Raw genomic sequence first — 23,568 nt, 5'->3', positions numbered from 1 at the left:
ACCCGGCAGGCCTTGTCTTGCGAGAGCGCGCTAGCTTATCAAAGCTATGACCGCTTGCGCACTTTCAGCTTGTGCTCTTCATGCTTCAGCCTTTGCGGCCGTCCACGCTCCAGGCGCCTGCCCCATGGGCGGCGTAGCCAAGCAGGCCCCCGACCACGGCGATGTTCTTCCAGAACAGCAACTGCTGCATCATGGCGGCCTCTGCGGGCACGCCCCAGAAGTTATGGAAGAAGAAGCTGGCGATCAGCGTGAAAAATCCCAGGATCAAGGCCGCGCAGCGCGTGTGCCAACCCAGCAATATGGCCAGACCGCCCACGATCTCGATCACCAGGCCCACCGCCACCGCTACCTGAGGCATGGGCATGCCCGCCGATGCGGCATAACCCACGGTGCCCGCAAAGCCACTGATTTTCTGAATGCCTGCTGGCAGAAACAGCAGGGCAATCAGCACACGGCCCACCAGGTCCAGAGGATTTCGCAATTGATTCAACATTTAAACTCCAGTCATTGCGACCCAGGGCCGCGTTGGTTCATATCAGTACAAGCCTTGAAATCGTCAGACTCAAGGTTCCAGGTCAAACACCAGAACTTCCGCAGCCCGGCCATTGGCAAGGCGCAGGCGCTCCTCATTTTCAATAAGTGCAGCGTCGCCGCTTGTCAGCTTTTGTCCATTCACGTCCAGCTCGCCACGCACCAGGTGCACATAGGTCTTGCGACCGGCTGGCAGGGCCACATCGGCAGCCTCTTCTGCATCGAACAGACCGGCATACAAGCGTGCATCGGCATTCATGGGAACCGAGCCCTCGGCACCGTCAGGTGAAGCCACCAAACACAGACGTCCACGCTTTTGCGCCTCGCTGAATGTCTTCTGGGCATAGCCTGGCTCGATACCCGTCCGTGCGGGCAGCAGCCAGATCTGCAGAAAGTGCGTGGTCTGCTCCTTGGCATAGTTCTGCTCGCTGTGCACCACCCCCGAGCCCGCGCTCATGCGCTGCACCTCTCCAGGCAGGATGGGAGTTTCATTGCCCATGCTGTCCTTGTGCGAGAGCGCACCTTCGAGCACATAGCTGATGATTTCCATATCGCGGTGGCCGTGCGAGCCAAAGCCTGTGCCGGGGGCAATCCGGTCTTCGTTGATCACGCGCAGATTGCCGAACCCCATATGGCGCGGGTCGTAGTAACCGGCAAACGAAAAGCTGTGATAGGACTTGAGCCAGCCGTGGTCGGCGTAGCCGCGTTCCTGGGATTTGCGCAGAGTCATCATGGTGTGCTTCCTTTCGTTCAAGTGACTGTCTCTATGGGCTCTACTGTAGAAGTCACCTGCCAGGCTGTGGCTGAACGGCGTTGATGGCATCATTCAAACTGTTTGAATCATCAATCTCACCATGCCCAGCTCCCGCGATGTGCTCACCCCCGACAGCCTGGCCATGCTGCAGGCCATTGCCGAAACCGGCAGCTTTGCCGCCGCTGCGCGCTCCCTGGGCCTGGTGCCCAGTGCGCTGACCTACCGCGTGCGCCAGATCGAAGATGCGCTCGATGTGCTGCTGTTTGACCGCAGCTCGCGCCATGCCCAGGCCACGGAGGCCGGCCAGGCCCTGCTGCGCGAAGGCGCCCGCCTGCTGCAGGAGATCGATGCCGTGGCGCACCGCGTCAAGCGCGTGGCCACGGGCTGGGAGCCGCAGCTGACCATCGTCATCGACGGGGCCGTGGCCCGCACGCCCATCTTCGAGCTGGTCGAAGCCTTTTATGCACTGACTCCGCCCACCACACTCAAGCTGCGTGACGGCATTCTCAATGGCACGCTGGAAGTGCTGACCAGCGGCCATGCCGATCTGGCCATTGGCGTGGCGGTCAACACCAGCAATGTCTCCGAGCTGCAGACGCGCGAAATCGGGGAGATTGATTTCGTCTTCGCCGTCGCGCCACACCACCCTCTGGCCAGACTCGACGAGCCGCTGTCCGACGAGTTGCTGCTGCGCCATCGCATGGTGGCCGTGGCCGACTCCGGCGTGCGCAGCAACACCAGCTTTGGCCTGGTCAACGGCCAGGACGTGCTCACCGTGGACAGCATGCAGGCCAAGCTGGAGGCCCAGATACGCGGCATTGGCGCCGGCTTTCTGCCACGCGGCATGGTGCAGGCCTATCTGGATGCCGGCCTGCTGGTCACAAGACAGGTGCAGCGCGCCAGTCGCAATCTGCGCCTGCACTATGCATGGCCCGGTCCCGCCCACCGTACGCCTGGACGTGCCCTCCAGTGGTGGCTGACGCAACTGGAAAGCCCCGCCACGCGCAAGGCGCTTATGGAAAACCATCACCGTCAATAAGCTGCTGCGCGTCGCAGCCATCACGCGGGAGGTGTAGAGTGAGTTGCGCTGCAACAATTCAGCACAAGCAGCACTTGCTATCTTTTGGATAGCTGCTACGCTAGAACTCAAACGGTGTCGAAAAGGCTTTTTCATGAATGCTTCCCGCACTCGCGCGTCCGCAACTGCCTCCGCTTCTTCCCCTTCCCCGCATACCGGTGCCAAGCGCATTGCCGTCATCGGCGCGGGCATTGCAGGTCTGGCCTGTGCCCGCACGCTGATGCAGGCCGGGCACGACGTCCATGTCTATGAGCGCCTGACCCAGGCCGGCGGACGCATGCGCTCGGTCAGCGGCCCCTACGGCAGCTTTGACATCGGGGCCCAGTTCTTCACCGTACGCGACCCGCGCTTTCAGCAAGTGCTGGACACCACGCCCGGCAATCTGCGCGCCTGGAGCCTGAACAGCGTGCAGACCCGCAACGCCCAGGGCCGCAGAGTCGACAAGCACACGCCGGTGCGCGAGACCCACTGGGTCGGCATGCCCGATATGCAATCGCTGCCACTGGCCTGGGCAGCGCCGCTATGGGATGCCGGACGCCTGCATCTGGGCCAGTCCCTGCGCGCCATGAGCCACCACATTGCCAGCGGCAGCAACCACAGCCGCCACCAATGGTCCCTGATGCTGGATACCGAAGACCATGGCCCGCAGATTGCTGCCGACTTCGATGCCGTGGTGCTGGCCGTGCCGGCGCCCGTGGCCGCGCAGCTGCTGCAGACCGCACCGCAGGGGGCGGCCCTGGCCAGGACCCTGGCCCCTGTGGAAATGGCCCCCTGCTGGGCCATGACGCTGTCCTACCCCATGGCCGCGCAGGCCGGACTGACCACACTGGGCCCGCAGTGGAATGCCGCACGCAGCACGCATGAGCGCGTTGCCTGGGTGGCCCGCGAGTCCTCCAAACCCGGCCGCGCCCAGACCGAGCGCTGGACGATTCATGCCAACCCGCTGTGGTCCAACGAGCACCGCCACGACGACGCCACGCGCGTGCTTGCCAAGCTGCAAAAGGCCTTCGGCGAGATCACGGGCATCCGCGTTGCGCCGCGCCATGCCAGCGTCTACCTCTGGCAGCATGCCCAGACGCTGGCGCCCCTGGGCAGGCCGTTCAGCCACGACCCCTCGGTCGGCCTGAGCCTGTGCGGGGACTGGTGCATAGGCATGCGGGTGGAAGACGCTTTTGTCTCGGGTCTGGAAATGGGGCTGGCCCTGGCCTGAGCCAACTGCGCGCAGTCAAGGGGCGTAAGATGGCGTCCCTCATGACTGCGGCCCTCTCCCGTTCCTCCTCCAGCGCTCCCTGCACGGGGCCATATATCGGGCGCTTTGCGCCCTCTCCCACCGGGCCGCTGCATGCCGGCTCTCTGGTCGCGGCACTGGCCAGCTGGCTGGATGCACGCGCCCACCACGGACGCTGGCTGATTCGCATCGAAGACATCGATCCGCCACGCTGCCAGGTTGGTGCCGACCAGGAAATCCTGCGCCAACTGGCCGCCTGCGGCCTGCACTCCGATGCCCCCGTGGTCTGGCAGTCGCAGCGCCACGCACTCTATGAAAAAGCGCTGCAACAGCTGCAGGCGCAAAAAATGGCCTACCCCTGCGGCTGCACGCGCAAGGACATCGAAGCCGCCTGGCTGGCACAGGGACTGACTCACGAGCGCCATGTGGAGCGGCCCTACCCCGGCACCTGCCGTCATGGCCTGCAAGGCAAGCCTGCCAGAGCCTGGCGCTTTGCGCTGGAGCAGCAGGTACATGACTTACAAGAGAATCAACCCAAAACACTCTATCAACAAGCGCAAGCAGCTACGCAAAGCATAGCAATCGGGCACTCTTGCCTGGAAAGCAAGCGCCCCATGCTGCAATGGCAGGACCAGCGTCTGGGCGCCCAGCAGCAAAACCTGCTCGCCAGCGTGGGCGACTTTGTGCTGCGCCGAGCGGACGGGCTCTGGGCCTATCAGCTGGCCGTGGTCGTCGACGATGCCGAGCAAGGCATCACCGATGTGGTGCGCGGCGAAGACCTGGCCGACAACACCCCTCGCCAGATCGTGCTGCAGCACGCCCTGGGCCTGACCCAGCCGCGCTATCTGCACACGCCGCTGGTCTGCATGGAAAACGGAGAAAAGCTCTCCAAACAGCATGGCGCACCCGCCGTGGATGTCAGCCAGCCGCTGACCGTGCTTTCTGGCGCGGCGCAGCAGCTCGGCCTGCCACAAGCGCCCGCAGCCGCATCCTCCAGCAGCGAAAGCCCCGCAAGCGCCTTGCCTTTGGCGCTGGACTTCTGGGTCCGGTGCTGGCGCCAAACCTACAATATCGCCCCGTGACTTCTTCAAATCCAACACCTACCACCGATATGGCCGAAAACGTGCCAGCCGCTGACGCATCCGCAGCATCCCAAGGCCAGGCGCCCGAAGGCGTGGCCTATCCCAAGACCATCAAAAGCTATGTACGCCGCGCCGGCCGCACCACCACAGGCCAGGCCAAGGCTTTTGAAGAACTGGGTCCGCGCTTCCTGCTGCAATACCAGAAGGCTCCTCTGGACGCCGCTGCCGCCTATGGCCGCGACGGCAAGCTGATTCTGGAGATCGGCTTCGGCATGGGTGAAGCCACCGCCCATATCGCCCGCGTGCGCCCCGACGATAATTTCCTGTGCTGCGAAGTGCACGAGCCCGGCGTGGGCGCGCTGCTCAAGCGCATTGGCGAGCAGGAGATCGAGAACATCCGCATCCTCCAGCACGATGCCGTGGAAGTCATCGACAACATGCTGCCCGAAGCCTCGATCGACGGCGTGCACATCTTCTTCCCCGACCCCTGGCACAAGAAAAAGCACAACAAGCGCCGCCTGATCCAGAGCCCACTGATCGCCAAGCTGGCTGCTCGCATCAAGCCCGGCGGCTACATCCACTGCGCCACCGACTGGGAACCCTATGCGGTGCAGATCCTGGAAGTGCTGAACGCAGAACCCATGCTGCAGAACACGGCCGAGAACTACGCCGAAAAGCCCGACTACCGTCCGCTGACCAAATTCGAAAACCGCGGCATTCGCCTCGGTCATGGCGTCTGGGACCTGGTGTTCAGGAAAAAGTAATACCCCCTGAGGCGCTCTGCGCCTTCCCCTAGCCGGGCGCCCCCTTTCTCTACGCGCTTCGCGCTATGGAAGGGGGACGATGCCTTCGCCGCGAGGCGGCTCTTGCTCGGCATCTCGGATCTTGGTCAGCGCCAGTCGCAAGGGTTTCGCTCCAAGCCATAAAAAACGCTCCTCATTGAGGAGCGTTTTGTTTTGGGTCAAGGCAGCCTAAGCTGCCTTTTGACGCTCGCCTTACAGGCGCTCGGCTCAGAGGCGCTCGGCCACCCAGGCTTGCACGCTGGCCAGCGCTGCGGGCACGGCTGCGGCATCGGTGCCGCCGGCCATGGCCATATCGGGCTTGCCACCGCCCTTGCCGCCCACTTGCTGGGCCACAAAGTTCACCAGCTCGCCGGCCTTGACCTTGGCAGTTTCAGCCTTGGTCACGCCTGCAGCCAGCTGCACCTTGTCGCCGTCCACGGCAGCCAGCACGATCACGGCCGCGCCCAGCTTGTCCTTGAGCTTGTCCATGGTGTCGCGCAAGGTCTTGGCATCGGCGCCTTCGAGCTTGGCTGCCAGCACCTTGACGCCATTGACGTCGGCGGCCTGCGTGGCCAGCTCGTCGCCCTGGCTGGAAGCCAGCTTGCCCTTGAGCGCAGCGATTTCCTTTTCCAGTGCCTTGATCTGATCCAGCGCACCGCCGATGCGGTTGGTCAGCTCGGCTGCAGGGGCCTTGAAAGCGGCTGCAGCCTGGTCCACGGTGGACTCCAGCGATTGCAGATAGGCCAGCGCGTTCTCGCCGGTAATGCCTTCGATACGGCGCACGCCAGCGGCCACGCCGGATTCGCCCACCACCTTGAACAGGCCGATGTCACCGGTACGGCTGACGTGAGTGCCGCCGCAAAGCTCGCGGCTGGAGCCGATATCCAGCACGCGCACGGTTTCACCGTACTTCTCGCCGAACAGCATCATGGCGCCGGTCTTCTGGGCGCTTTCGATGTCCATCACGCGAGCGTCGGTGGCGGTGTTGGCCAGCACCTCGGCATTCACGCGGGCTTCGATCTCGCGGATCTGCTCGGCCGTCACGGGGGCGTTGTGCGCAAAGTCGAAGCGGGTGCGCTCGGCATTGACCAGCGAGCCCTTTTGCTGCACATGGCCGCCCAGCACTTCGCGCAAGGCCTTGTGCATGATGTGTGTGACCGAGTGGTTGCGCATGGTCGCTGCGCGCACGGCGGTATCCACCTGTGCTTCAACGGCATCGCCCACCTTCAGGCTGCCGGCTTCCAGCACGCCGTGATGACCGAATACATCGGCCTTGATCTTGAGCGTGTCTTCCACGGCAAAGCGGTTGCCGCCTGCGGCAATCACGCCCTGGTCGCCTACCTGGCCGCCGGATTCGGCGTAGAAGGGGGTCGTGTCCAGCACCACGACACCGTTTTGGCCGGCCTGGAGCTCGTTCACGCTCACGCCATCGGCGTACAGCGCGACGATCCTGGCAGCCTCGGCCAGCTTGTCGTAGCCGGTGAACACATTGGCGTCCCCCGTGTATTCCAGCGCGCGATCCATCTTGAACTTGCCGGCTGCGCGGGCAGTTTCCTTCTGGTGCTGCATGGCGGCATTGAAGCCGGCTTCGTCCACCGTCACGCCACGCTCGCGCGCCACGTCGTTGGACAGGTCCAGCGGGAAGCCGTAGGTGTCATGCAGCTTGAAGGCCACATCACCAGGCAGCACCTTGACATCGCCGGCCAGAGCGCTGTCCAGGATTTCCATGCCGTTGGCCAGGGTCTCGAAGAAGCGCTCTTCCTCGGCCTTGAGCACGCTGGTGATATGCGCTTCCTGCTCCTTGAGCTTGGGATAGGCATCGCCCATCTGCACCACCAGGTCGGCCACCAGCTTGTGGAAGAAGGGAGTCTTCTGGCCCAGCTTGTAGCCGTGACGGATGGCGCGGCGGATGATGCGGCGCTGCACATAGCCGCGACCTTCGTTGGAAGGAATCACGCCGTCGGACACCAGGAAGGAAGTGGCGCGGATATGGTCGGCAATCACCTTCAGCGAAGGAGTGCTCAGATCTTCGGTGCGGGTTTCGCGGCCGGCAGCCTTGATCAATGCCTGGAACAGGTCGATCTCGTAGTTGCTGTGCACATGCTGCAGGATGGCAGCCAGGCGCTCCAGGCCCATGCCGGTGTCCACGCAAGGTGCGGGCAGCTTCACCACGGAGCCGTCTTCCTTCATGTCGAACTGCATGAACACATGGTTCCAGATCTCGATGAAGCGGTCGCCGTCTTCTTCCGGGCTGCCGGGAGGGCCACCGGCAATGTGCTCGCCGTGGTCGTAGAAGATTTCCGAGCAGGGGCCGCAGGGGCCGGTGTCGGCCATCATCCAGAAATTGTCGCTCTTGTACTTGCCGCCCTTGTTGTCGCCGATGCGGATGATGCGCTCGGCAGGCAGGCCGATGACGTTCTTCCAGATGTCATAGGCCTCGTCGTCTTCGTGATAGACCGTGGCCAGCAGCTTCTCGGCGGGCAGACCGAAGACCTTGGTCAGCAGCTCCCAGCCCCACTCGATGGACTCCTTCTTGAAGTAGTCGCCGAAGGACCAGTTGCCTAGCATTTCGAAGAACGTGTGGTGGCGCGCGGTGTAGCCCACGTTTTCCAGGTCGTTGTGCTTGCCGCCGGCGCGCAGGCAGGCCTGCACCGAAGTTGCGCGGTTGTAGGGGCGCTTGTCCGTGCCCAGGAACACGTCCTTGAACTGCACCATGCCGGAGTTGGTGAACATCAGCGTCGGATCGTTGCCGGGAACCAGCGAGCTGGACGCGACAACCGTGTGGCCCTTGGAAGCGTAGAAATCCAGGAACGTCTTGCGGATGTCCGCAACGGAAAAAGTGGGTGTACTCATGGTGTTTGGTATGAAGACGCCTGCATGACGCCTGCGATCAGTACGGCCCGGCGCTGCTTTTTCAGGAGCTGCGCAGACAGGCAAATCAGCCGAACATTATAGGTTTGCGGCTACATACCCGCGCGGCCTTGTGCCGATAACGGCGATCATGAATTTTCATGCGTTGCATTAATGTCTTCATCATCGGCTTGCGGATAATCGGCAACCACTATGAGCGATTCACCCCAAACCGAGACCTCCAAGCCCGCTGCCCCCGCCAAAAACCGCCTGGTCGTCTGGCTCATCGCCCTGCCCGTGATCATCTTTGGCGCGCTCATGCTCATCGGCCAGTTCATGGACGATCCGCTCAGCAAGCAGCGCTGGACGGAGGCAGAAACCATCAAGATCTGCTGGAAACAGACGGCCAAGCCCGAGGCCGAGCGCAAGACCCAGGAGTTCAAAACCCCTCAGGACTGCGAACGCCTGGAGTTCGATTTCAAGACCCGCTACGGCGAAAACCCTTGAGGCAGCCGCGACGCGGCAAGCCCGGGGCAGGCGTCCTGGGTGACTGGCGGGCTTACTCTTCGCCCCAGTCTTCGTCCGCGCCCTCTTCCTCTTCTGCTGCAGCCAGCGCGATCATGCGATCGAAGGTCTCGATGATCGCGATGCGACGGTCCTGCTTGTAGCCCTCTTCGGGCTCCAGCTCGTCGATGCTCTGGTCCCAGGCCTGCAGATAAGTGGCTTTCCATTGCTCCAGCGTCTGCAGATCCGGCCATAGCGGATGCATGCCGCCCTCGGCCATGGCGCACAGCAGCTCGATGCGGCAGGGAACCAGATCGGACTCAGACTCGCCCGCCTGCAAGGCCTCGGGCGAGTCCAGGGCCTCGGCAATTTCATCGATGAGCTGGCCCGTGATATCCGCCAGCCAGTCCAATGCGGTGTCGTTATCGAAATTGCCGTGCGACCAAGTGCCCATGACCAAACTCCTTGCTGCGATATGTCAGTAAAGCAAGGCCCAACATAGCGGGCCTTGATGTCAGAACTGTGTCAGTGCGGAAGATCGATTCAGGCGCCGCAGGTCAACGGTTGCGGTTTTTCATGGCGCGCTCCACCTCGCGCTTGCCTTCGCGGTCCTTGATCACGTCGCGCTTGTCATGCTCGGCCTTGCCCTTGGCCAGGGCGATCTCACATTTCACGTAACCGTTCTTCCAGTGCAGATTGATAGGCACCAGGGTATAGCCCTTTTGCTCGACCTTGCCGACCAGGCGCTTGATCTCGTCCTTTTTCAAGAGCAGCTTCTTGATACGTGCCGAGTCGGGATTGACGTGGGTGGAAGCCGTCTTGAGCGGGTTGATCTGGCAGCCCAGCAGGAACAGCTCGCCGTCCTTGATCAGCACATAGCCATCGGTGAGCTGCACCTTGCCGCTGCGCAGGGCCTTGACCTCCCAGCCGTGCAGCACCATGCCGGCTTCGTGGCGCTCCTCGAAGAAATAGTTGAAAGCTGCTTTTTTATTGTCGGCAATGCGCGACGATGTTTCTGGTTTCTTGGCCATGGAATATTAGTTGCAGGCGGACCGGAGATGAAAGCTCTCCCTACAATACTGGATTGCCGTCTCGCCTCTGAGCGATGATTTTAGTTTCGCATCGCGCCTCTGGGTGCATTGGCCTAGGCCAATTCCCTGCTCTTGCGCCCTGCTGATTGCTCTTTGTTCATGAAAAACGTCAACAAGTCCGTCCTCATCTGGTACAGCCCCGAAGAAATGTTTGCCCTCGTGACGGACGTGGCCCACTATGCCGACTTTCTGCCCTGGTGCGATCATGCCAAGATTCTGGAGCAGGACGACACAGGCATGACAGCCGAGGTGGGTATTGCGTTCAGCGGACTGCGCAAGTCTTTCGTGACGCGCAACACGAACAGTAGCATGGATGACGGCGGCAAGCAGGTCAGCATGCGTCTGGTCAAGGGACCTTTCTCGCGCCTTGAAGGCCACTGGCGCTTTCATCCTGTTGGCGACGGCACGCAGCGCGCCTGCAAGGTCGAGCTGCAGCTGGACTACGGCTTCGAGAACGGTGCCGTAGCCGCCATCATCGGCCCGGTCTTCGACCGCATTGCAGGCTCCATGGTCGACGCCTTCATCAAGCGAGCCGAGCAAATCTATGGCTGATGCACTGCCGGAGGTGATCGACATCATGGTCTGCATATCGCCCTGCTCCGGTACGGTGCAGGAAGCCTTGTTGCAGCTTCCCGCAGGCAGCACCGTCCAGCAGGCGCTGGACGCCGTGACCGCTTCAACAGCATTGCCGAACCTGCCACTGCCCGAACCCTTGGCCGGCATGGTCGGTATCTGGGGCAAGGTCGCGAATCCGGGCCAGGTTCTCAGACATGGCGATCGTCTGGAAGTCTATCGCCCGCTGACCGTAGACCCCAAGGTTGCCCGACGCGAACGCTTTGCCCGCCAGGGTGCGCGCAGCGCCGGACTTTTCAAACGTCAGAGAGACGGAGCCAAGGCGGGTTACTAGCCAACAGGACTCAAAAAAGCGCCTTCAGAAGGCGCTTTTTTATCGAGATCCCGGCGAAGACTCCGGCGACTACTGCGCCGGCTCGGCCATGGGCCCGCAATCGGAGGCGATCACGGCATCGGCGCGCTTGATCTCGGCATCGCGCGCTGCCTCATCCATGAAGCCGCGCTCGCCCTTGGCATTCACATGGGAGAGCAAGCGGCCCGACGCCAGGGTTGTCTTGGCCTGCCTGGCACGATTGCAGTTGTCCTGGCGCTGCCTTTCCTTTTGCAGTCTGTCAGCCTGGGTCTTGGCTGCTTCCTGCTCCTGCATCTTGCGCTTTTGCTCTTCCAACCCCTTGTCCACACCGGCGTCCGCCACGGGCTTGGCCGCGCCGGCCTCCGGCACAGCAGAAGGTGCTGCGGGCCTGGCACCGCCGGGGCTGCGCAAAATATTCTTGGCAGGGATATCGGCCGGCGGAGCCCTGTCGCTGAACACCTTGCGCCCCTGACCATCAATCCATTGCCACTGGGCAATTGCGGGGACCGTGCAGCAGGCAATGGCTGCAAACAAAGCGAACTTGATGGCGTGCATGGAGTCAATAAGTCTTGGACTGGCGTTGGGGATTCTGGGTCACGAGCCCACATTGTGCGGCAAGTCACAGGTACAATCTTTCTTTTGGAGCCATCACATGCGCCTTCTCGGAAAAGCACTGACCTTTGACGACGTCCTGCTCGTTCCCGCCTACTCCGAAGTCCTGCCCAAGGACGTTTCCCTCGCCACCCAATTCACTCGCAATATCCGCCTGAACCTGCCCCTGGTGTCTGCCGCCATGGACACGGTGACAGAAGCGCGTCTGGCCATCGCCATTGCGCAAGAAGGCGGTATCGGCGTGATCCACAAGAACATGACAGCCGAGCAGCAAGCCGCTGAAGTGTCCAAGGTCAAGCGCCACGAATCCGGTGTGGTGCACGACCCTGTGGTCATCACCCCCGAACACACCGTGCTGCAAGTGCTGCAGCTGTCGGAAGAACGCGGCATTTCGGGCTTCCCCGTGTGCGACGGCGGCAAGGTGGTCGGCATCGTGACCAGCCGCGATCTGCGCTTCGAGACCCGCTACGACGTCAAGGTCAGCCAGATCATGACGCCCCGCGAAAAGCTGATCACCGTCAATGAAAAAGACGGCACCAGCCCCGCCGAAGCCAAGGCACTGCTGAACAAGCACAAGCTCGAACGAATCCTGGTGGTGAACGACGCCTTTGAACTCAAGGGCCTGATCACTGTCAAGGACATCAACAAGCAAACCACCTTCCCCAATGCCGCGCGTGACGCATCGGGCCGCCTTCGCGTGGCTGCCGCTGTCGGCGTGGGCGCTGGCACCGAAGAGCGCGTGGAACTGCTGGTCAAGGCCGGCGTGGACGCGATCGTGGTGGACACGGCTCACGGCCACTCCAAGGGCGTGATCGATCGCGTTCGCTGGGTCAAGCAGAACTACCCCCAGGTGGACGTCATCGGCGGCAATATTGCCACCGGCGCTGCCGCCCTGGCTCTGGTGGAAGCCGGTGCCGACGCGGTCAAGGTCGGTATCGGCCCTGGCTCCATCTGCACCACCCGTATCGTGGCCGGTGTGGGCGTGCCCCAGATCATGGCCATCTCCAATGTGGCCGACGCCCTGAAGGGCTCCGGCGTGCCCCTGATCGGTGACGGCGGCATCCGCTTCTCCGGCGACATCTCCAAGGCCCTGGCCGCTGGCGCCTCCACCATCATGATGGGCGGCATGTTTGCCGGCACCGAAGAAGCTCCTGGCGAAGTGATTCTGTACCAGGGCCGCTCGTACAAGAGCTACCGCGGCATGGGCTCCATCGGTGCCATGCAGCAAGGCTCTGCCGACCGTTACTTCCAGGAATCCTCCACCGGCAACCCCAATGCCGACAAGCTGGTTCCCGAAGGCATCGAAGGCCGCGTCCCCTACAAGGGCTCCATGGTCTCCATCGTCTATCAGATGGCTGGCGGCGTGCGCGCCTCCATGGGCTACTGCGGTTGCGCCACGATCTCCGAGATGAATGAAAAGGCCGAGTTTGTGGAAATCACCGCAGCCGGCATTCGCGAATCTCACGTGCATGACGTGCAGATCACCAAGGAAGCGCCCAACTACCGCGCTGACTAAGCAAGCCCCTTGAAATCTGACCAGATTGAAAAATCTGGTCAGAATGCTAAAATCTGGCCTGAACTACTGGTTCTAGCCAGATTTTTTGTTTTCCACCATGCAATCTATCGGTATCTACGAAGCCAAAAGCCGCTTTTCCGCCCTGGTCGAAATGGTCGAGCAAGGCGAAGAAGTTCGCATCACGCGCCATGGCAAAGAAGTCGTGCGCATGCTGCCCATGCGCCGCAAGCCCGTGATCACCGATGAACAGATTGCCCGCGAGCTGGAGCAGATCTCGGCCCTGCAGCAGACAGTGAAAGCTCAAGCAGCCACAAACCCGGCGGCGAACAGCATCACCGGTTTGCGCCACACAGGACGGAGCCAGGCATGAGCGCCACCGCTTTTGTGCTCGATGCATCCGTCACCGCCGCCTGGTTGCTGCCTGACGACGCCAGCGAGCACACCAGACGCCTCTACACCCGTATCCGCCGCGATGAAGTGGACCCGCAAGCCCCCAACCTCTGGCAGTGGGAATGCGGCAACCTGATTGCATCGGGCGTCAATAATGGCCGTATTCCACAGACTTCGGTCGAAGGCCTGTGGGGCGTGCTGGAAGCCATTCGCCACCGCGTGGAGCTGCACGACCTGGCTCCTGCACAGCACAAGGCCGTGCTGGATGTGGCACTGGACACCGGCCTGCCCACCTACGATGCCGCATACCTGTGGCTGGCGCAGTCGCTGCGCCTGCCACTGGCCACATTCGATGCAGCCCAGATCGCGGCCGCCCGCAAAAGCGGCGTCACCGTCTGGGCTCCCGAAGATTTCTAATCCCTTTTTGCCACCCTCTTGCCCTTGATCACCATGCAACACGACAAGATTCTTATTCTGGACTTCGGCTCCCAGGTCACGCAGCTGATTGCTCGCCGCGTGCGCGAAGCCAATGTCTACTGCGAAGTTCACCCCTGCGATGTGAGCAGCGACTGGGTGCGCGAGTTTGCCGCCGACGGCAAGCTCAAGGGCATCATCCTGTCCGGCAGCCATGCCTCCGTCTACGAAGTGGACGACCGCGCTCCCGACGCCGTGTTCGAGCTGAACCTGCCCGTGCTGGGCATTTGCTACGGCATGCAGACCATGGCCACCCAGCTGGGCGGCAAGGTCGAAGGCTCCAACACCCGTGAATTCGGTTACGCCGAAGTGCGCGCCCATGGCCACACCAAGCTGCTGGAAGGCATCGAAGACTTCGCCACGGCCGAAGGCCACGGCATGCTCAAGGTCTGGATGAGCCACGGCGACAAGGTCACCGAACTGCCTCCAGGCTTCAAGGTCATGGCCTCCACGCCGCCCTGCCCCATCGCCGGCATGGCCGACGAAGCACGTCGCTACTACGCCGTGCAGTTCCACCCCGAAGTCACGCACACCGTGCAGGGCCAGGCTCTGCTTAACCGCTTTGTGCTCGACATCTGTGGCACGCAAGCTGACTGGATCATGGGCGACTACATCGAAGAGGCCGTGGCCAAGATCCGCGAGCAGGTGGGCGATGAAGAAGTGATCCTGGGCCTGTCCGGCGGCGTGGATTCGTCCGTGGCTGCAGCCCTGATCCACCGCGCCATCGGCGACCAGCTGACCTGCGTGTTCGTCGATCACGGCCTGCTGCGCCTGAACGAAGGCGATATGGTCATGGACATGTTCGAAGGCAAGCTGCACGCCAAGGTCGTGCGCGTCGATGCCTCCGCCCTGTTCCTGGGCGAGCTGGCCGGCGTGTCCGAGCCCGAGCAAAAGCGCAAGATCATCGGCCGCCTGTTCGTGGACGTATTCAAGGCCGAAGCCGAAAAGCTCAAGGCAGCCAACGCCGGCTCCAAGGGTGCAACCTTCCTGGCCCAGGGCACCATCTACCCCGACGTGATCGAGTCCGGCGGCGCCAAGAGCAAGAAGGCCGTCACCATCAAGAGCCACCACAACGTCGGCGGCCTGCCCGAGCAACTGGGCCTGAAGCTGCTGGAGCCCCTGCGCGACCTGTTCAAGGACGAAGTGCGCGAACTGGGCGTGGCCCTGGGCCTGCCCCGCGGCATGGTCTACCGCCACCCCTTCCCCGGCCCCGGCCTGGGCGTGCGCATTCTGGGTGAAGTGAAGAAGGAATATGCCGACCTGCTGCGTCGCGCAGATGCCATCTTCATCGAAGAGCTGAACAACTGGATCGACGAAAAGACCGGCAAGAGCTGGTACGACCTGACCAGCCAGGCCTTTACCGTGTTCCTGCCCGTCAAGAGCGTGGGCGTGATGGGCGACGGCCGCACCTACGACTACGTCGTGGCCCTGCGCGCCGTGGTCACCAGCGACTTCATGACTGCCGACTGGGCCGAGCTGCCCTACGGCCTGCTCAAGAAGGTCTCCGGCCGCATCATCAACGAAGTGCGCGGCATCAACCGCGTCACCTATGACGTGAGCACCAAGCCACCAGCAACCATCGAGTGGGAATAATTTAAAGTTTCCAGCAACGTATGGCAACGTTCTGGAAGCTATTGATTCTATTGAAAGAATCGTGGGTTGTCCGTCCAAGGACAACCCACAGCATGCCACACAAGCCGCAAATTCATGCGGTACACCTGACGGTAAAGCTGTAACATTTCGGAACGTTGCTTTCCCATACCGACACCCCTAATGACGGTATCAACGAAAGCCCACCCTGAAATGATCACTGACACCGAACTGCGCAGACTGCGCCCTCAAGAAAAATCCTACAAAGTCACGGATCGCGATGGCATGTATGTCATGGTGACAACCGCTGGCACCAAGTCATTTCGCTATGACTATCGCCTCAATGGCAGGCGCGAAACCCTCACCATTGGCAAGTACGACAACACTGCGGGCGCTAAACACCCAAGAAACCCAGAGCAACTTGAATTTGGCATGACGGTATCGTTGGCTGAAGCTAGGTCGCTACTGACGGTAGCGCGACGGTATGTTGAACGTGGACAGTCGCCAGCGAAAACTAAGGCGGTTACAAAGCTAGAAGCCGCAAATGCTTTGACTTTTGGATCATGGGCTGAACGCTATTTCGAGGACAAAGCAGACCCGGAAAACGGCGCGAGACTTGCGGATTCAACGCTCGCAATGCGACGTTCTGTCTACAACCGCTACTTAGCGAGTACGTTCGGCAAGCTGAAGCTCGATGAGATCACTCCTGCGCTGTTGATGCAGTTGTGTGAAAAGATCAAAAAAAATGGCGCACCTGCCCCAGCAGTTCAAGTGCGAGAGATTGTTTTGCTTGTTTATAGATATGCATTATCTAAAGACAAAAATCTTCAATTAAAGAATCCTGCAATCGAAATCAGGCCAAGCGATATAGCGAGCTTTAAACCTCGTGACCGTGCTTTAACCCCCAGTGAGATAAAGATATTTTTTGCAAGCCTCGAGAAAATTGGAACCACGCCAACACTGCGTCTAGCAATTAAGTTTCTTCTTTTGACGATGGTAAGAAAGGGAGAGTTCTTAAATGCCACTTGGGATGAGGTGGATTTTGAGAATGCAACCTGGATAATTCCCAAGGAAAGAATGAAAGCATCGAGGGCACATATAGTTTACTTGAGTAATCAAACCTTGGATATTTTGGTTAGCTTTAAAGCTTGTTTCTCTGCTTCAAAATATTTGCACCCAGGTAGATATGACTCTAACAACCCACTGAGCAATGCCACTTTAAATAGAGTCATTGATGTCGCTGTGAAGAAGGCAAAAGATGATGGCTTTGATTTAGAAAGCTTTACCGTTCATGATTTACGAAGAACAGCCTCATCGCTGCTAAATGAATACGGCTTCAATAGAGACTGGATTGAGAAGTGTTTGGCTCACGAGGAAAATAGTGTGCGTAGCATCTACAACAAAGCAGAATACTCATTTCAACGAAAGGTTATGCTGCAAGCATGGGCGGACATGGTCAATTGCTTTATTGATTCACGTGATCCATGGCTGGTTGTAAAAAACGCAAAACTAAATTTATTGAATATTGTTGAATCAATTTAAAAGCTGATTATTATATATTATGCAAAATGATTTTTCCAACTACGACTCCTCTATTGATGGAATTGAAAATCAAGTGACTGCTGATGCTGATGCTGATGCTGATGCTGATGCTGATGCTGATGCTGATGCTGATGCTGATGCTGATGCTGATGCTGATGCTGATGCTGATGCTGATGCTGATGCTGATGCTGATGCTGATGCTGATGCTGATGCTGATGCTGATGCTGATGCTGAAATTGCCCCAGTTAGATTGGAGAATTTACAGCTAACTGAGGCACAATGGAAGATGTGGAGTGAGGGGCGTAATGCTGAATATTGGCAAGCAGCAATGCTATCCTTGAAGCTACAACCATCACGCTTAAATAAATATAAATTAAGGCGTTATTTTCCAGATTTATATCAAAATTATTTGATGCGTTATGACGTATTAAAACGTAGAGCCAGCACGCGATCTATAATAAAACCAATCAGAAATCTTTTGGGAAAATCATCGGAAAAACTTGTTTCTTTACCAGGAGTAGCGAAAATTGCCGTGGAGTGCGATTGGGAATACTGCGAAGAATTTCAGGTAAAAATATCTCTTCCCAGAAAAATTAAAACCATTGATGGAAGCTACATTAACAGTTTTGATGACGAAGATGAACTGAGTAATGGCGATTTAAATACTAGAGTAAGATATGCAGCACTAGTAGAAATAATTCGCATGTTTCTTTCGAGATCAAATGATTTTAATGAATTTCATAAAAACGTATTCAAAAGATCTACAGTTTCAAATCAAGAGCTAGGTGAAGCTGTAGAGAGAGTCATTGCAAAAATGGCAAAAGACAATAATCTAAAATCAATATATGGATTTGCTAAAGAAAAAAATGCAAAAGAAATTGGTGAAATAGATAAAATTGCAAAAAATTTTTTCACAAGCAAGTAATTTATTTGGTTTTTTATCTAAGAGCCACCAACTTTCGTATCTGGATTGATACGCATGTTATTGACAAATAAATCTGACACTTTTTCTTCAATTTTTGCATACTTGCATCTGGGCTTCGTGGCCAAGCGCCTGTTATGGGCGTTGGTGATTTCACAGTCACGCAAGCCGGTGCAGGTTTTTTTTCAAGCCCTAATCGCTGTTGGCGTGATGTGAGCGCAGCACTTGGCTGAGCCTGCTATTGAAACGCTCGACCATGCCGTTCGCTTACGGTACCTTGGGCTTGGTCAAACGGTGCTCCATGCCCAATACCAAGCACAACTGAAAACTCATGCTCGCCCATCGCTGGCAACTCCCAAATAATTTGTTTGTGAACTCTTTGCCATTGCCCGTGAAGGTGGTGAAGGTCTTGAACGGCGCAGCCTTGCGCACGGCTGCGAGGAAGGCTCTAGCAGACGCAGCCGCCTTATGTTGCTTGGTAGCGATGGACACCAGCGTGTCGCCCGCTCGATGGCCACGAACACGTAGCGGCGCTGGGCTTCAGCCTGCATCTGCGGCAGGTACTTCACATCTACGTGCACGTAGCCAGGCTCATACGCCTTGAAGGGTTTGTGCTCGTCGTCTGGCTTGGATGACGCAGTCAATCTGAAGTGGCCACGCATGCGCCGCAACCTGTCGAGCACAGAGCGGCTCATAGCGGGCTCAAGGAACTACCACACTAACTAACACCACAAGCGGCAGCAACAAGTGCTAGCCCCCCGGCTCTTCCTGCGCAGCATTGAGGGGGTTGGCGACTGTAGCAGTCTATGACAGGTACACGATATCCATCTCACTGCCGTACTACTGAACCAATTATCGGTCAGTGTCGTTGGCTTGCTGCAGCGCCAAGCATGTAGCTGGTGTAGCTGTTGCGTTCTTGTGCAGAGTGAAAGCACCGCAACTCCTGCGCAAAGGCTCGCCAAAGCGCCTACAGGGCCTCTTGGCCACGAAGCAAGAGGATCTTGTTTTAAGACCCCCCTCGATCCGACCGGTACCGAGCAACGATCGCTGACAACTGGAACTGTTCAGCTCAATTCCTTAGCACGCAGCTCAGTGGTGTTCATAGACTCCGCCATTTTTATGCCAGCAACCTCATGCAGAAGCTGGAAAGCAGACTTCTGTTTTTGGAAACTTTCATACTTTTTTTGGAAAATTTTAGAAAAGCAGGAAAGTTTTTGCACGTCATTTTAATTTGAAGACATAGTTATATCCATCGCGATACAGATGAAAGCAAGCAGGGACGCCTGGCCTTCATCAAAGCTTGGAAAAACTGAATTTGATGGAAAATTTGAATGCAAGAAAATATTGATAACCTGCAGAAGAGCGTTAAATATGAAATTCTGCTGCGTAAACCAGAAGTACTTCGTATGATTGGTTTATCTAATAGTTCTTTCTACCAACTCATTAAGGATGGAAAAGTTCCTCGTGGGGTTCCTATCGGCATTCGCTCTCGTGCTTGGCCCGCCAGTGAAATTAATGCATATATTGAAAAATGCATTGCTCAACGCGATGGAGAAAAAGTATGAAAATAAAATCTCTGGTTACAAGCACAGAAACTTTTTTGTCGATGCAAGCTATTAAATCTGCTAACGGAGATGATAAACAGCACTTTGAGTTTTTTGGTGTAAATAGATATGGACAATTCCGCGTAAAGGTGTTTGGAACAAAATTTTTGGTTGATGGAGCAATCTATATTTGCAAGGAGATGATTGACCATCAGGGAAAGAAGAAAGTGGAGAAATTTTTGCTCGAAGTAAGCCCAGGTTTTAAGTTGAGTGCGGACCAAGATCTTTACAAGATGACTTGCTCCGAAACTGGTCAACCAATGTTGGTTGCAGGTAATTTCACTCTGATCACGGAAAAAATCAAGCAATAAAGCAAAAATGAGATGCAGGGCGATGGCGATGAAAACGCTTTTGAGCTGCACTTTAATCACCATTTATTGCCTGTTGTAACCACAAGGCTTAGGCAAGCATCCTCAATGCTATTGGCAATACCTGTAAACACTTTGTAGCAAGGGGAAATTTGCAGTTTTTTGTGTGTTCAGAGGGGGCAGGTCATGCTCACTTCCCTAGTAATGCCACTGCCCCTCGCCACAACGTAAACACCACTTGCTCATTGTCCAGGCTTCACTGTCATTCGCAACTGTAGCCAAGCCAATAGCAATCAACACTAATTTAAGACAAACAAAATGGCAGACTCAGTCGTTGTTACCTGCTCTATCGAGCATATTGATTTCGATAACTTTCCAATGGACATCAATCAAAGTACTGATGAAAATGGAGTTATTGGAAAGCGTTCTAGCAGCACTACAAAGTTTAAGTCCCCACTGACTGGTGCTATATCTGAAATAACACCCTTTTGCAAAGAAGAAAATGGCATTTATAAGGTAAAGGCATATAAGGTTAGTCTTAATGTTCCAGCTAGCGTCGTGAGCTTTAATGGATTATTGCTTAACGATGTTTATCACTCATGCCTTTTTGTCCTCTTCTTTCTTCAGCTGTGGTTTCTGCAACGAGGTGTGCCTGCTGAAGTGGTTAAGCAGATTAGCTTGAAACATGTAAAAATTGAAAGCATTGACCTGACGTACCTAGTTAATAAAAAGGTATGGGAGTTTGCAAACGACGGCATCAAGCAAATCGCTCAGCGCGGATCAGCCTTGTTTAATGGTGATGTGATTAAGCAGAACAAGCGTGTTGCGGCTGTTAATTATTGGGAGTCAGATGGAAATAGCTATACCAAAATTCGTAAAGGAAATAAAACAGATTTGATTGCCTATGTGAAGTCTGGAAAAACAAAAAAGGGATTTTGTGAGTTGCCCAATGATGTCGCTGAGCAGATTTTTGCTATTACCAAAAAACATGTACGCTTTGAGGTTCAGCTCAAAAAATCATGGTTTACGACCGCTGATGCAAATTTTGGTGCTGCAGAAGGTTCGGATCCACCTACTTCCTGGTCATCGCCATTGAGCTGGAAAGGCAAGGCGGGTGAGGCCATGTATGCGCAAGTGTTTGATGAGGCACGAGAGCTTTTGCGCTTAAATGAAAAATTCAATCAACGCCGTCACCGTTCGGACTTCATGGAGACCTTGAGCGATGAGCATCGGAACATTCTTGAACATCACTATGTTGGCACCCCTTTTAATGACTTGCCTTTCAAAAGCGAGGATCCCAAGTACCGCAGTAAAGTGAAGCGTGCTATTCAAATTCGTTGTGGAGTGGACTTGTACATGACGTGGGAGGAGCAGCAAGCGATGCCAACCCTTGATTGGTTGCTGTACCCCGGCATGTTCAAGTTGAAAAAGTCACAGAAGCACTTGGAGCCTTATGCGTTTATTCGTCCGACGATTAAGCAAAAGCTGCAGGCGATGAAGGTGTTGTTGCTCAACTTTGCCACTCAACAGAAGTTAGGGCTTGATCAAGAACTCGACCTTGATCACGAGTCAGACTTGTCTGAGACAGGGGGTACTGAACATGGTGCCCCCTTCCCTAAGGAATCAGACAAGCAAGAGGCAGGGGAGACTGCTGATGGGACGAGCGGCGACTTAACAGCTGGCATGTAAGGAAGGGGGCTAGACGCCCCCTTTTTGCTCTTTATGCAGCCTGAAGTTGCGACCTGATGGCTGTGACTGCAATTACATGATTTCCTTATTGCTGAGTCGCCATATTTTATTGCGTCATTTTTATGACGCAATTTCCATATTGCGTCATAATTCACGTCATGAATAGCGTCAAACCACAGCAAGAACTCGACTTGTTGGCCAACATCATTGAGCGTCACCCTGAAGGGATGAGCGCTGAAGAAGTGCTGCAGGAATCAGGGCTGACATTGCAGCGCCGTAGCCTTCAGCGCCGATTGGCCGTACTGGTTGAACAAGGGCGCATTCGGGTCCAGGGGCAAGCAAGGGCTGTGCGCTACTTCCCAGTTTTGCAAGATGAAAGTGCAAGTGGCGTAGCTTCTTCAGGCACAGCGGCTGAGATCGAGCCATATGTTCCCGTCAGCGCTCAAGGCGAAGCCATCAAGGCGTATGTGCGTCAGCCTCGGCATTTACGCAAGCCAGTGGTGTATCGAACAGAGTTTTTAGAGGAATACCACACCAACCACACCGCGTACCTGCCTTTGAAGCTGCGTGAGCAGCTACATGCACTGGGGCGCTCACCTGCCGAGCAAACACCAGCAGGTACATTTGCCAAGGACATTCTTAACCGCTTGCTGATCGACCTTTCATGGGCTTCGTCACAGCTGGAAGGCAATACCTACAGTCGTTTGGATACAGCAAGGCTGATTGAGTTTGGCCAGGTCGCAGAGGGTAAGGATGCCTTTGAGACGCAGATGATTCTGAACCACAAGCAGGCCATCGAATTTCTAGTGCACTCGCCAGAGCAAGCCGTGGTGTCGCAGGACACCATCGTGGCCTTGCATGCCTTGCTCTCTGATGGCTTGATGCCTGACCCCGCCATGTGTGGCCGCATTCGCAGTCGTGCCGTAGAAATTGGCGGCAGCGTTTACCTGCCAGTGGCTTTGCCGCAGCGTCTGGAAGAGTTGTTCGGCATCGTGGTGGGTATGGCCGCAGAGATCGAAGATCCTTTCGAGCAAGCCTTCTTCTTGATGGTGCACTTGCCTTACTTGCAGCCTTTCGAGGATGTGAACAAGCGTGTGTCGCGCCTGGCTGCCAACATTCCGTTCATTCGCCACAACCTGTGCCCGCTGTCATTCATTGATGTGCCGCAGCAAGCCTATGTGGATGCCATGATCGGTGTGTACGAGCTCAATCAGGTGGACCTGCTGCGGGATGTCTTTGTGTGGGCCTATGAACGCTCCTGCCAGCAGTACGTGGCTGTGCAGCAAAGTTTGGTGCCACCCGACATCTTGCGTCTGCGCTACCGGCAAGTGCTAGGCGAGGTGATTGCCGCTGTTGTTCGCGGCGGTCAGCCAATCAATGAGGCGAGCGTCAACACCATGCTGCCTGGAAGTGTGCAGCCTGAAGACCGCGAGCACTTCACACAGCTCGTGCTCAAGGAACTGGCTGGCTTGCATGCCGGGAATGCCGTGCGGTTTGGGCTGCGGCCTCTTGAACTGGTCGGATGGAAAAATTAGTCGGACCGAGCCCCACCCATAATGTTCGCCTCTATCGAATAGGCGACCAGAGCTTAGGTTGGGGCGTGGCTTGATCGTATTGGACCTGCCACGTAGGAGGCCCGCGCTTCACCAAAATTTGTACCAGGGCTTGGCCGCTGACCGAGGGGGTGAGCGTTCTGCGGAGACTTCGCGCTGCATAGCCTGGAATTTGTTCAAATCTGTCTGGATGCAGTGACGTTCGTTAAGGGCTTGAGTGGTTTTCTTGCGCTCAATATCGACGTCTTCACGCAAACGTACTATGGTTTGCAGCGCCTTGTCGAGTTGGATGGCCTGCGCTTCCTTCGTGGTCAGTAACTCGCCATAGGTCTGGGATGCCTTGATGTCCTGAACCGACGGTGAAGGGATGGATGGGCGGAATTCAGTGGCGGTCGCAGCATTGACCTCCGCCAGAACTGTGGTACGTGCCTTGGCTTCTTTAGCCTCGGCGTCTGTGCGCAGCTGAGCAATAGTTTTGTAGGCTGTATTCAGCTCGACTTGCTGCAACTCAAACTTGGTGGTCAGCTCCTTGTAGCTGATCGG

At 57.1% G+C, this 23,568-nt stretch carries 25 protein-coding genes; 18 read left to right on the top strand and 7 right to left on the bottom strand.

Annotated features, from left to right (window positions below):
- Nucleotides 1-85: 85 nt before the first annotated feature.
- Together CSE6_RS16450 and CSE6_RS16445 are read right to left on the bottom strand one after the other, a co-directional pair.
- Nucleotides 86-493, bottom strand: a complete 408-nt coding sequence (locus tag CSE6_RS16450; RefSeq protein WP_012838442.1) for a DoxX family protein — start codon at nucleotides 491-493, stop codon at nucleotides 86-88.
- A gap of 69 nt (nucleotides 494-562) precedes the next feature.
- Nucleotides 563-1,264 (bottom strand): pirin family protein, encoded by a 702-nt coding sequence (locus CSE6_RS16445; RefSeq protein ID WP_003064881.1) that lies wholly within the window; start codon nucleotides 1,262-1,264, stop codon nucleotides 563-565.
- Nucleotides 1,265-1,385: 121 nt separating this feature from the next.
- On the opposite strand from CSE6_RS16445, the gene CSE6_RS16440 reads away from it, so the two are divergent.
- The 4 genes from CSE6_RS16440 (at nucleotide 1,386) to trmB (ending at nucleotide 5,437) form a co-directional block, all read left to right on the top strand.
- Entirely contained in the window at nucleotides 1,386-2,324 is a 939-nt protein-coding gene (locus tag CSE6_RS16440; protein ID WP_034355550.1) for a LysR family transcriptional regulator, read from the top strand.
- 133 nt (nucleotides 2,325-2,457) lie between these two features.
- Nucleotides 2,458-3,573: an NAD(P)/FAD-dependent oxidoreductase gene (locus CSE6_RS16435; RefSeq protein ID WP_034379415.1), complete on the top strand. Its 1,116-nt coding sequence runs from the start codon at nucleotides 2,458-2,460 to the stop codon at nucleotides 3,571-3,573.
- 41 nt (nucleotides 3,574-3,614) lie between these two features.
- Entirely contained in the window at nucleotides 3,615-4,673 is a 1,059-nt protein-coding gene (gene gluQRS / locus CSE6_RS16430) for a tRNA glutamyl-Q(34) synthetase GluQRS (protein ID WP_034379417.1), read from the top strand.
- Between the two features lie 29 nt (nucleotides 4,674-4,702).
- Nucleotides 4,703-5,437 (top strand): tRNA (guanosine(46)-N7)-methyltransferase TrmB, encoded by a 735-nt coding sequence (gene trmB, locus CSE6_RS16425; RefSeq protein ID WP_003074922.1) that lies wholly within the window; start codon nucleotides 4,703-4,705, stop codon nucleotides 5,435-5,437.
- Between the two features lie 246 nt (nucleotides 5,438-5,683).
- Here trmB and alaS read toward each other — a convergent pair whose 3' ends face one another.
- Nucleotides 5,684-8,308, bottom strand: a complete 2,625-nt coding sequence (gene alaS, locus CSE6_RS16420) for an alanine--tRNA ligase (RefSeq protein ID WP_034355557.1) — start codon at nucleotides 8,306-8,308, stop codon at nucleotides 5,684-5,686.
- 210 nt (nucleotides 8,309-8,518) lie between these two features.
- Between alaS and CSE6_RS16415 the strand changes: the two genes are divergently transcribed.
- The gene (locus CSE6_RS16415; RefSeq protein WP_034379420.1) at nucleotides 8,519-8,812 is read left to right on the top strand and encodes a hypothetical protein; all 294 of its coding nucleotides are present in this window, start codon (nucleotides 8,519-8,521) and stop codon (nucleotides 8,810-8,812) included.
- 52 nt (nucleotides 8,813-8,864) lie between these two features.
- On the opposite strand, the gene CSE6_RS16410 is transcribed toward CSE6_RS16415, so the two are convergent.
- Both CSE6_RS16410 and smpB read right to left on the bottom strand, forming a co-directional pair.
- The gene (locus CSE6_RS16410) at nucleotides 8,865-9,263 is read right to left on the bottom strand and encodes a DUF4259 domain-containing protein (protein WP_003064869.1); all 399 of its coding nucleotides are present in this window, start codon (nucleotides 9,261-9,263) and stop codon (nucleotides 8,865-8,867) included.
- 103 nt (nucleotides 9,264-9,366) lie between these two features.
- Nucleotides 9,367-9,840 carry an SsrA-binding protein SmpB gene (gene smpB / locus CSE6_RS16405; protein ID WP_003054725.1) on the bottom strand — a complete coding sequence of 158 codons (474 nt, stop codon included), beginning with the start codon at nucleotides 9,838-9,840 and terminating at the stop codon, nucleotides 9,367-9,369.
- 159 nt (nucleotides 9,841-9,999) lie between these two features.
- Here smpB and CSE6_RS16400 point away from each other — a divergent pair, with 159 nt between their 5' ends.
- Both CSE6_RS16400 and CSE6_RS16395 read left to right on the top strand, forming a co-directional pair.
- Nucleotides 10,000-10,452 carry a type II toxin-antitoxin system RatA family toxin gene (locus tag CSE6_RS16400; protein ID WP_003064868.1) on the top strand — a complete coding sequence of 151 codons (453 nt, stop codon included), beginning with the start codon at nucleotides 10,000-10,002 and terminating at the stop codon, nucleotides 10,450-10,452.
- Nucleotides 10,445-10,807, top strand: a complete 363-nt coding sequence (locus tag CSE6_RS16395; protein WP_059441013.1) for an RnfH family protein — start codon at nucleotides 10,445-10,447, stop codon at nucleotides 10,805-10,807. Before CSE6_RS16400 ends, CSE6_RS16395 begins: the two co-directional genes overlap by 8 nt.
- Before the next feature lie 69 nt (nucleotides 10,808-10,876).
- Here CSE6_RS16395 and CSE6_RS16390 read toward each other — a convergent pair whose 3' ends face one another.
- The gene (locus CSE6_RS16390; protein ID WP_034410178.1) at nucleotides 10,877-11,380 is read right to left on the bottom strand and encodes a DUF4124 domain-containing protein; all 504 of its coding nucleotides are present in this window, start codon (nucleotides 11,378-11,380) and stop codon (nucleotides 10,877-10,879) included.
- Between the two features lie 97 nt (nucleotides 11,381-11,477).
- Here CSE6_RS16390 and guaB point away from each other — a divergent pair, with 97 nt between their 5' ends.
- The 11 genes from guaB to CSE6_RS16340 all read left to right on the top strand — a co-directional run bounded on the left by guaB (nucleotide 11,478) and on the right by CSE6_RS16340 (nucleotide 23,007).
- Nucleotides 11,478-12,953, top strand: a complete 1,476-nt coding sequence (gene guaB / locus CSE6_RS16385; protein WP_059441012.1) for an IMP dehydrogenase — start codon at nucleotides 11,478-11,480, stop codon at nucleotides 12,951-12,953.
- A gap of 97 nt (nucleotides 12,954-13,050) precedes the next feature.
- Nucleotides 13,051-13,323: a type II toxin-antitoxin system Phd/YefM family antitoxin gene (locus tag CSE6_RS16380; RefSeq protein ID WP_034355606.1), complete on the top strand. Its 273-nt coding sequence runs from the start codon at nucleotides 13,051-13,053 to the stop codon at nucleotides 13,321-13,323.
- Nucleotides 13,320-13,760: a type II toxin-antitoxin system VapC family toxin gene (locus CSE6_RS16375; RefSeq protein WP_003064858.1), complete on the top strand. Its 441-nt coding sequence runs from the start codon at nucleotides 13,320-13,322 to the stop codon at nucleotides 13,758-13,760. Before CSE6_RS16380 ends, CSE6_RS16375 begins: the two co-directional genes overlap by 4 nt.
- A 33-nt stretch (nucleotides 13,761-13,793) precedes the next feature.
- Nucleotides 13,794-15,410, top strand: a complete 1,617-nt coding sequence (guaA, locus tag CSE6_RS16370) for a glutamine-hydrolyzing GMP synthase (RefSeq protein WP_059441064.1) — start codon at nucleotides 13,794-13,796, stop codon at nucleotides 15,408-15,410.
- Nucleotides 15,411-15,620: 210 nt separating this feature from the next.
- Nucleotides 15,621-16,949, top strand: coding sequence for a site-specific integrase (locus tag CSE6_RS16365; protein ID WP_034379422.1), 1,329 nt, complete (start codon nucleotides 15,621-15,623; stop codon nucleotides 16,947-16,949).
- A gap of 19 nt (nucleotides 16,950-16,968) precedes the next feature.
- Nucleotides 16,969-17,874: a hypothetical protein gene (locus tag CSE6_RS16360; protein ID WP_152668595.1), complete on the top strand. Its 906-nt coding sequence runs from the start codon at nucleotides 16,969-16,971 to the stop codon at nucleotides 17,872-17,874.
- A 54-nt stretch (nucleotides 17,875-17,928) separates the two neighbouring features.
- The gene (locus CSE6_RS26130; protein WP_165572373.1) at nucleotides 17,929-18,087 is read left to right on the top strand and encodes a hypothetical protein; all 159 of its coding nucleotides are present in this window, start codon (nucleotides 17,929-17,931) and stop codon (nucleotides 18,085-18,087) included.
- Nucleotides 18,088-19,202: 1,115 nt separating this feature from the next.
- Entirely contained in the window at nucleotides 19,203-19,436 is a 234-nt protein-coding gene (locus CSE6_RS16355; RefSeq protein ID WP_080747131.1) for an AlpA family transcriptional regulator, read from the top strand.
- Complete coding sequence (locus CSE6_RS16350) at nucleotides 19,433-19,786, top strand: hypothetical protein (protein WP_034379424.1); 354 nt, start codon at nucleotides 19,433-19,435, stop codon at nucleotides 19,784-19,786. Before CSE6_RS16355 ends, CSE6_RS16350 begins: the two co-directional genes overlap by 4 nt.
- A gap of 315 nt (nucleotides 19,787-20,101) precedes the next feature.
- Nucleotides 20,102-21,472 carry a hypothetical protein gene (locus tag CSE6_RS16345; RefSeq protein WP_034379425.1) on the top strand — a complete coding sequence of 457 codons (1,371 nt, stop codon included), beginning with the start codon at nucleotides 20,102-20,104 and terminating at the stop codon, nucleotides 21,470-21,472.
- Between the two features lie 158 nt (nucleotides 21,473-21,630).
- Nucleotides 21,631-23,007, top strand: coding sequence for a Fic family protein (locus tag CSE6_RS16340; protein WP_059441009.1), 1,377 nt, complete (start codon nucleotides 21,631-21,633; stop codon nucleotides 23,005-23,007).
- Nucleotides 23,008-23,115: 108 nt separating this feature from the next.
- On the opposite strand, the gene CSE6_RS26125 is transcribed toward CSE6_RS16340, so the two are convergent.
- Nucleotides 23,116-23,568 (bottom strand): hypothetical protein (locus tag CSE6_RS26125; protein ID WP_193751135.1); only part of this gene is annotated, 453 nt, incomplete at its 5' end.

The organism is Comamonas sp. E6 (assembly GCF_001010305.1).
In the GTDB taxonomy this organism is placed as follows: domain Bacteria; phylum Pseudomonadota; class Gammaproteobacteria; order Burkholderiales; family Burkholderiaceae_C; genus Comamonas; species Comamonas thiooxydans.
This window is presented reverse-complemented; position numbering and strand designations above follow the sequence as displayed.

Excerpts from the sequence above, each read along its gene's own strand:
- CSE6_RS16450 (WP_012838442.1), bottom strand. The coding sequence starts at position 493 with ATGTTGAATCAATTGCGAAATCCTCTGGACCTGGTGGGCCGTGTGCTG.
- CSE6_RS16445 (WP_003064881.1), bottom strand. The coding sequence starts at position 1,264 with ATGATGACTCTGCGCAAATCCCAGGAACGCGGCTACGCCGACCACGGC.
- CSE6_RS16440 (WP_034355550.1), top strand. The coding sequence starts at position 1,386 with ATGCCCAGCTCCCGCGATGTGCTCACCCCCGACAGCCTGGCCATGCTG.
- CSE6_RS16435 (WP_034379415.1), top strand. The coding sequence starts at position 2,458 with ATGAATGCTTCCCGCACTCGCGCGTCCGCAACTGCCTCCGCTTCTTCC.
- gluQRS (WP_034379417.1), top strand. The coding sequence starts at position 3,615 with ATGACTGCGGCCCTCTCCCGTTCCTCCTCCAGCGCTCCCTGCACGGGG.
- trmB (WP_003074922.1), top strand. The coding sequence starts at position 4,703 with ATGGCCGAAAACGTGCCAGCCGCTGACGCATCCGCAGCATCCCAAGGC.
- alaS (WP_034355557.1), bottom strand. The coding sequence starts at position 8,308 with ATGAGTACACCCACTTTTTCCGTTGCGGACATCCGCAAGACGTTCCTG.
- CSE6_RS16415 (WP_034379420.1), top strand. The coding sequence starts at position 8,519 with ATGAGCGATTCACCCCAAACCGAGACCTCCAAGCCCGCTGCCCCCGCC.
- CSE6_RS16410 (WP_003064869.1), bottom strand. The coding sequence starts at position 9,263 with ATGGGCACTTGGTCGCACGGCAATTTCGATAACGACACCGCATTGGAC.
- smpB (WP_003054725.1), bottom strand. The coding sequence starts at position 9,840 with ATGGCCAAGAAACCAGAAACATCGTCGCGCATTGCCGACAATAAAAAA.
- CSE6_RS16400 (WP_003064868.1), top strand. The coding sequence starts at position 10,000 with ATGAAAAACGTCAACAAGTCCGTCCTCATCTGGTACAGCCCCGAAGAA.
- CSE6_RS16395 (WP_059441013.1), top strand. The coding sequence starts at position 10,445 with ATGGCTGATGCACTGCCGGAGGTGATCGACATCATGGTCTGCATATCG.
- CSE6_RS16390 (WP_034410178.1), bottom strand. The coding sequence starts at position 11,380 with ATGCACGCCATCAAGTTCGCTTTGTTTGCAGCCATTGCCTGCTGCACG.
- guaB (WP_059441012.1), top strand. The coding sequence starts at position 11,478 with ATGCGCCTTCTCGGAAAAGCACTGACCTTTGACGACGTCCTGCTCGTT.
- CSE6_RS16380 (WP_034355606.1), top strand. The coding sequence starts at position 13,051 with ATGCAATCTATCGGTATCTACGAAGCCAAAAGCCGCTTTTCCGCCCTG.
- CSE6_RS16375 (WP_003064858.1), top strand. The coding sequence starts at position 13,320 with ATGAGCGCCACCGCTTTTGTGCTCGATGCATCCGTCACCGCCGCCTGG.
- guaA (WP_059441064.1), top strand. The coding sequence starts at position 13,794 with ATGCAACACGACAAGATTCTTATTCTGGACTTCGGCTCCCAGGTCACG.
- CSE6_RS16365 (WP_034379422.1), top strand. The coding sequence starts at position 15,621 with ATGATCACTGACACCGAACTGCGCAGACTGCGCCCTCAAGAAAAATCC.
- CSE6_RS16360 (WP_152668595.1), top strand. The coding sequence starts at position 16,969 with ATGCAAAATGATTTTTCCAACTACGACTCCTCTATTGATGGAATTGAA.
- CSE6_RS26130 (WP_165572373.1), top strand. The coding sequence starts at position 17,929 with ATGTTATTGACAAATAAATCTGACACTTTTTCTTCAATTTTTGCATAC.
- CSE6_RS16355 (WP_080747131.1), top strand. The coding sequence starts at position 19,203 with ATGCAAGAAAATATTGATAACCTGCAGAAGAGCGTTAAATATGAAATT.
- CSE6_RS16350 (WP_034379424.1), top strand. The coding sequence starts at position 19,433 with ATGAAAATAAAATCTCTGGTTACAAGCACAGAAACTTTTTTGTCGATG.
- CSE6_RS16345 (WP_034379425.1), top strand. The coding sequence starts at position 20,102 with ATGGCAGACTCAGTCGTTGTTACCTGCTCTATCGAGCATATTGATTTC.
- CSE6_RS16340 (WP_059441009.1), top strand. The coding sequence starts at position 21,631 with ATGAATAGCGTCAAACCACAGCAAGAACTCGACTTGTTGGCCAACATC.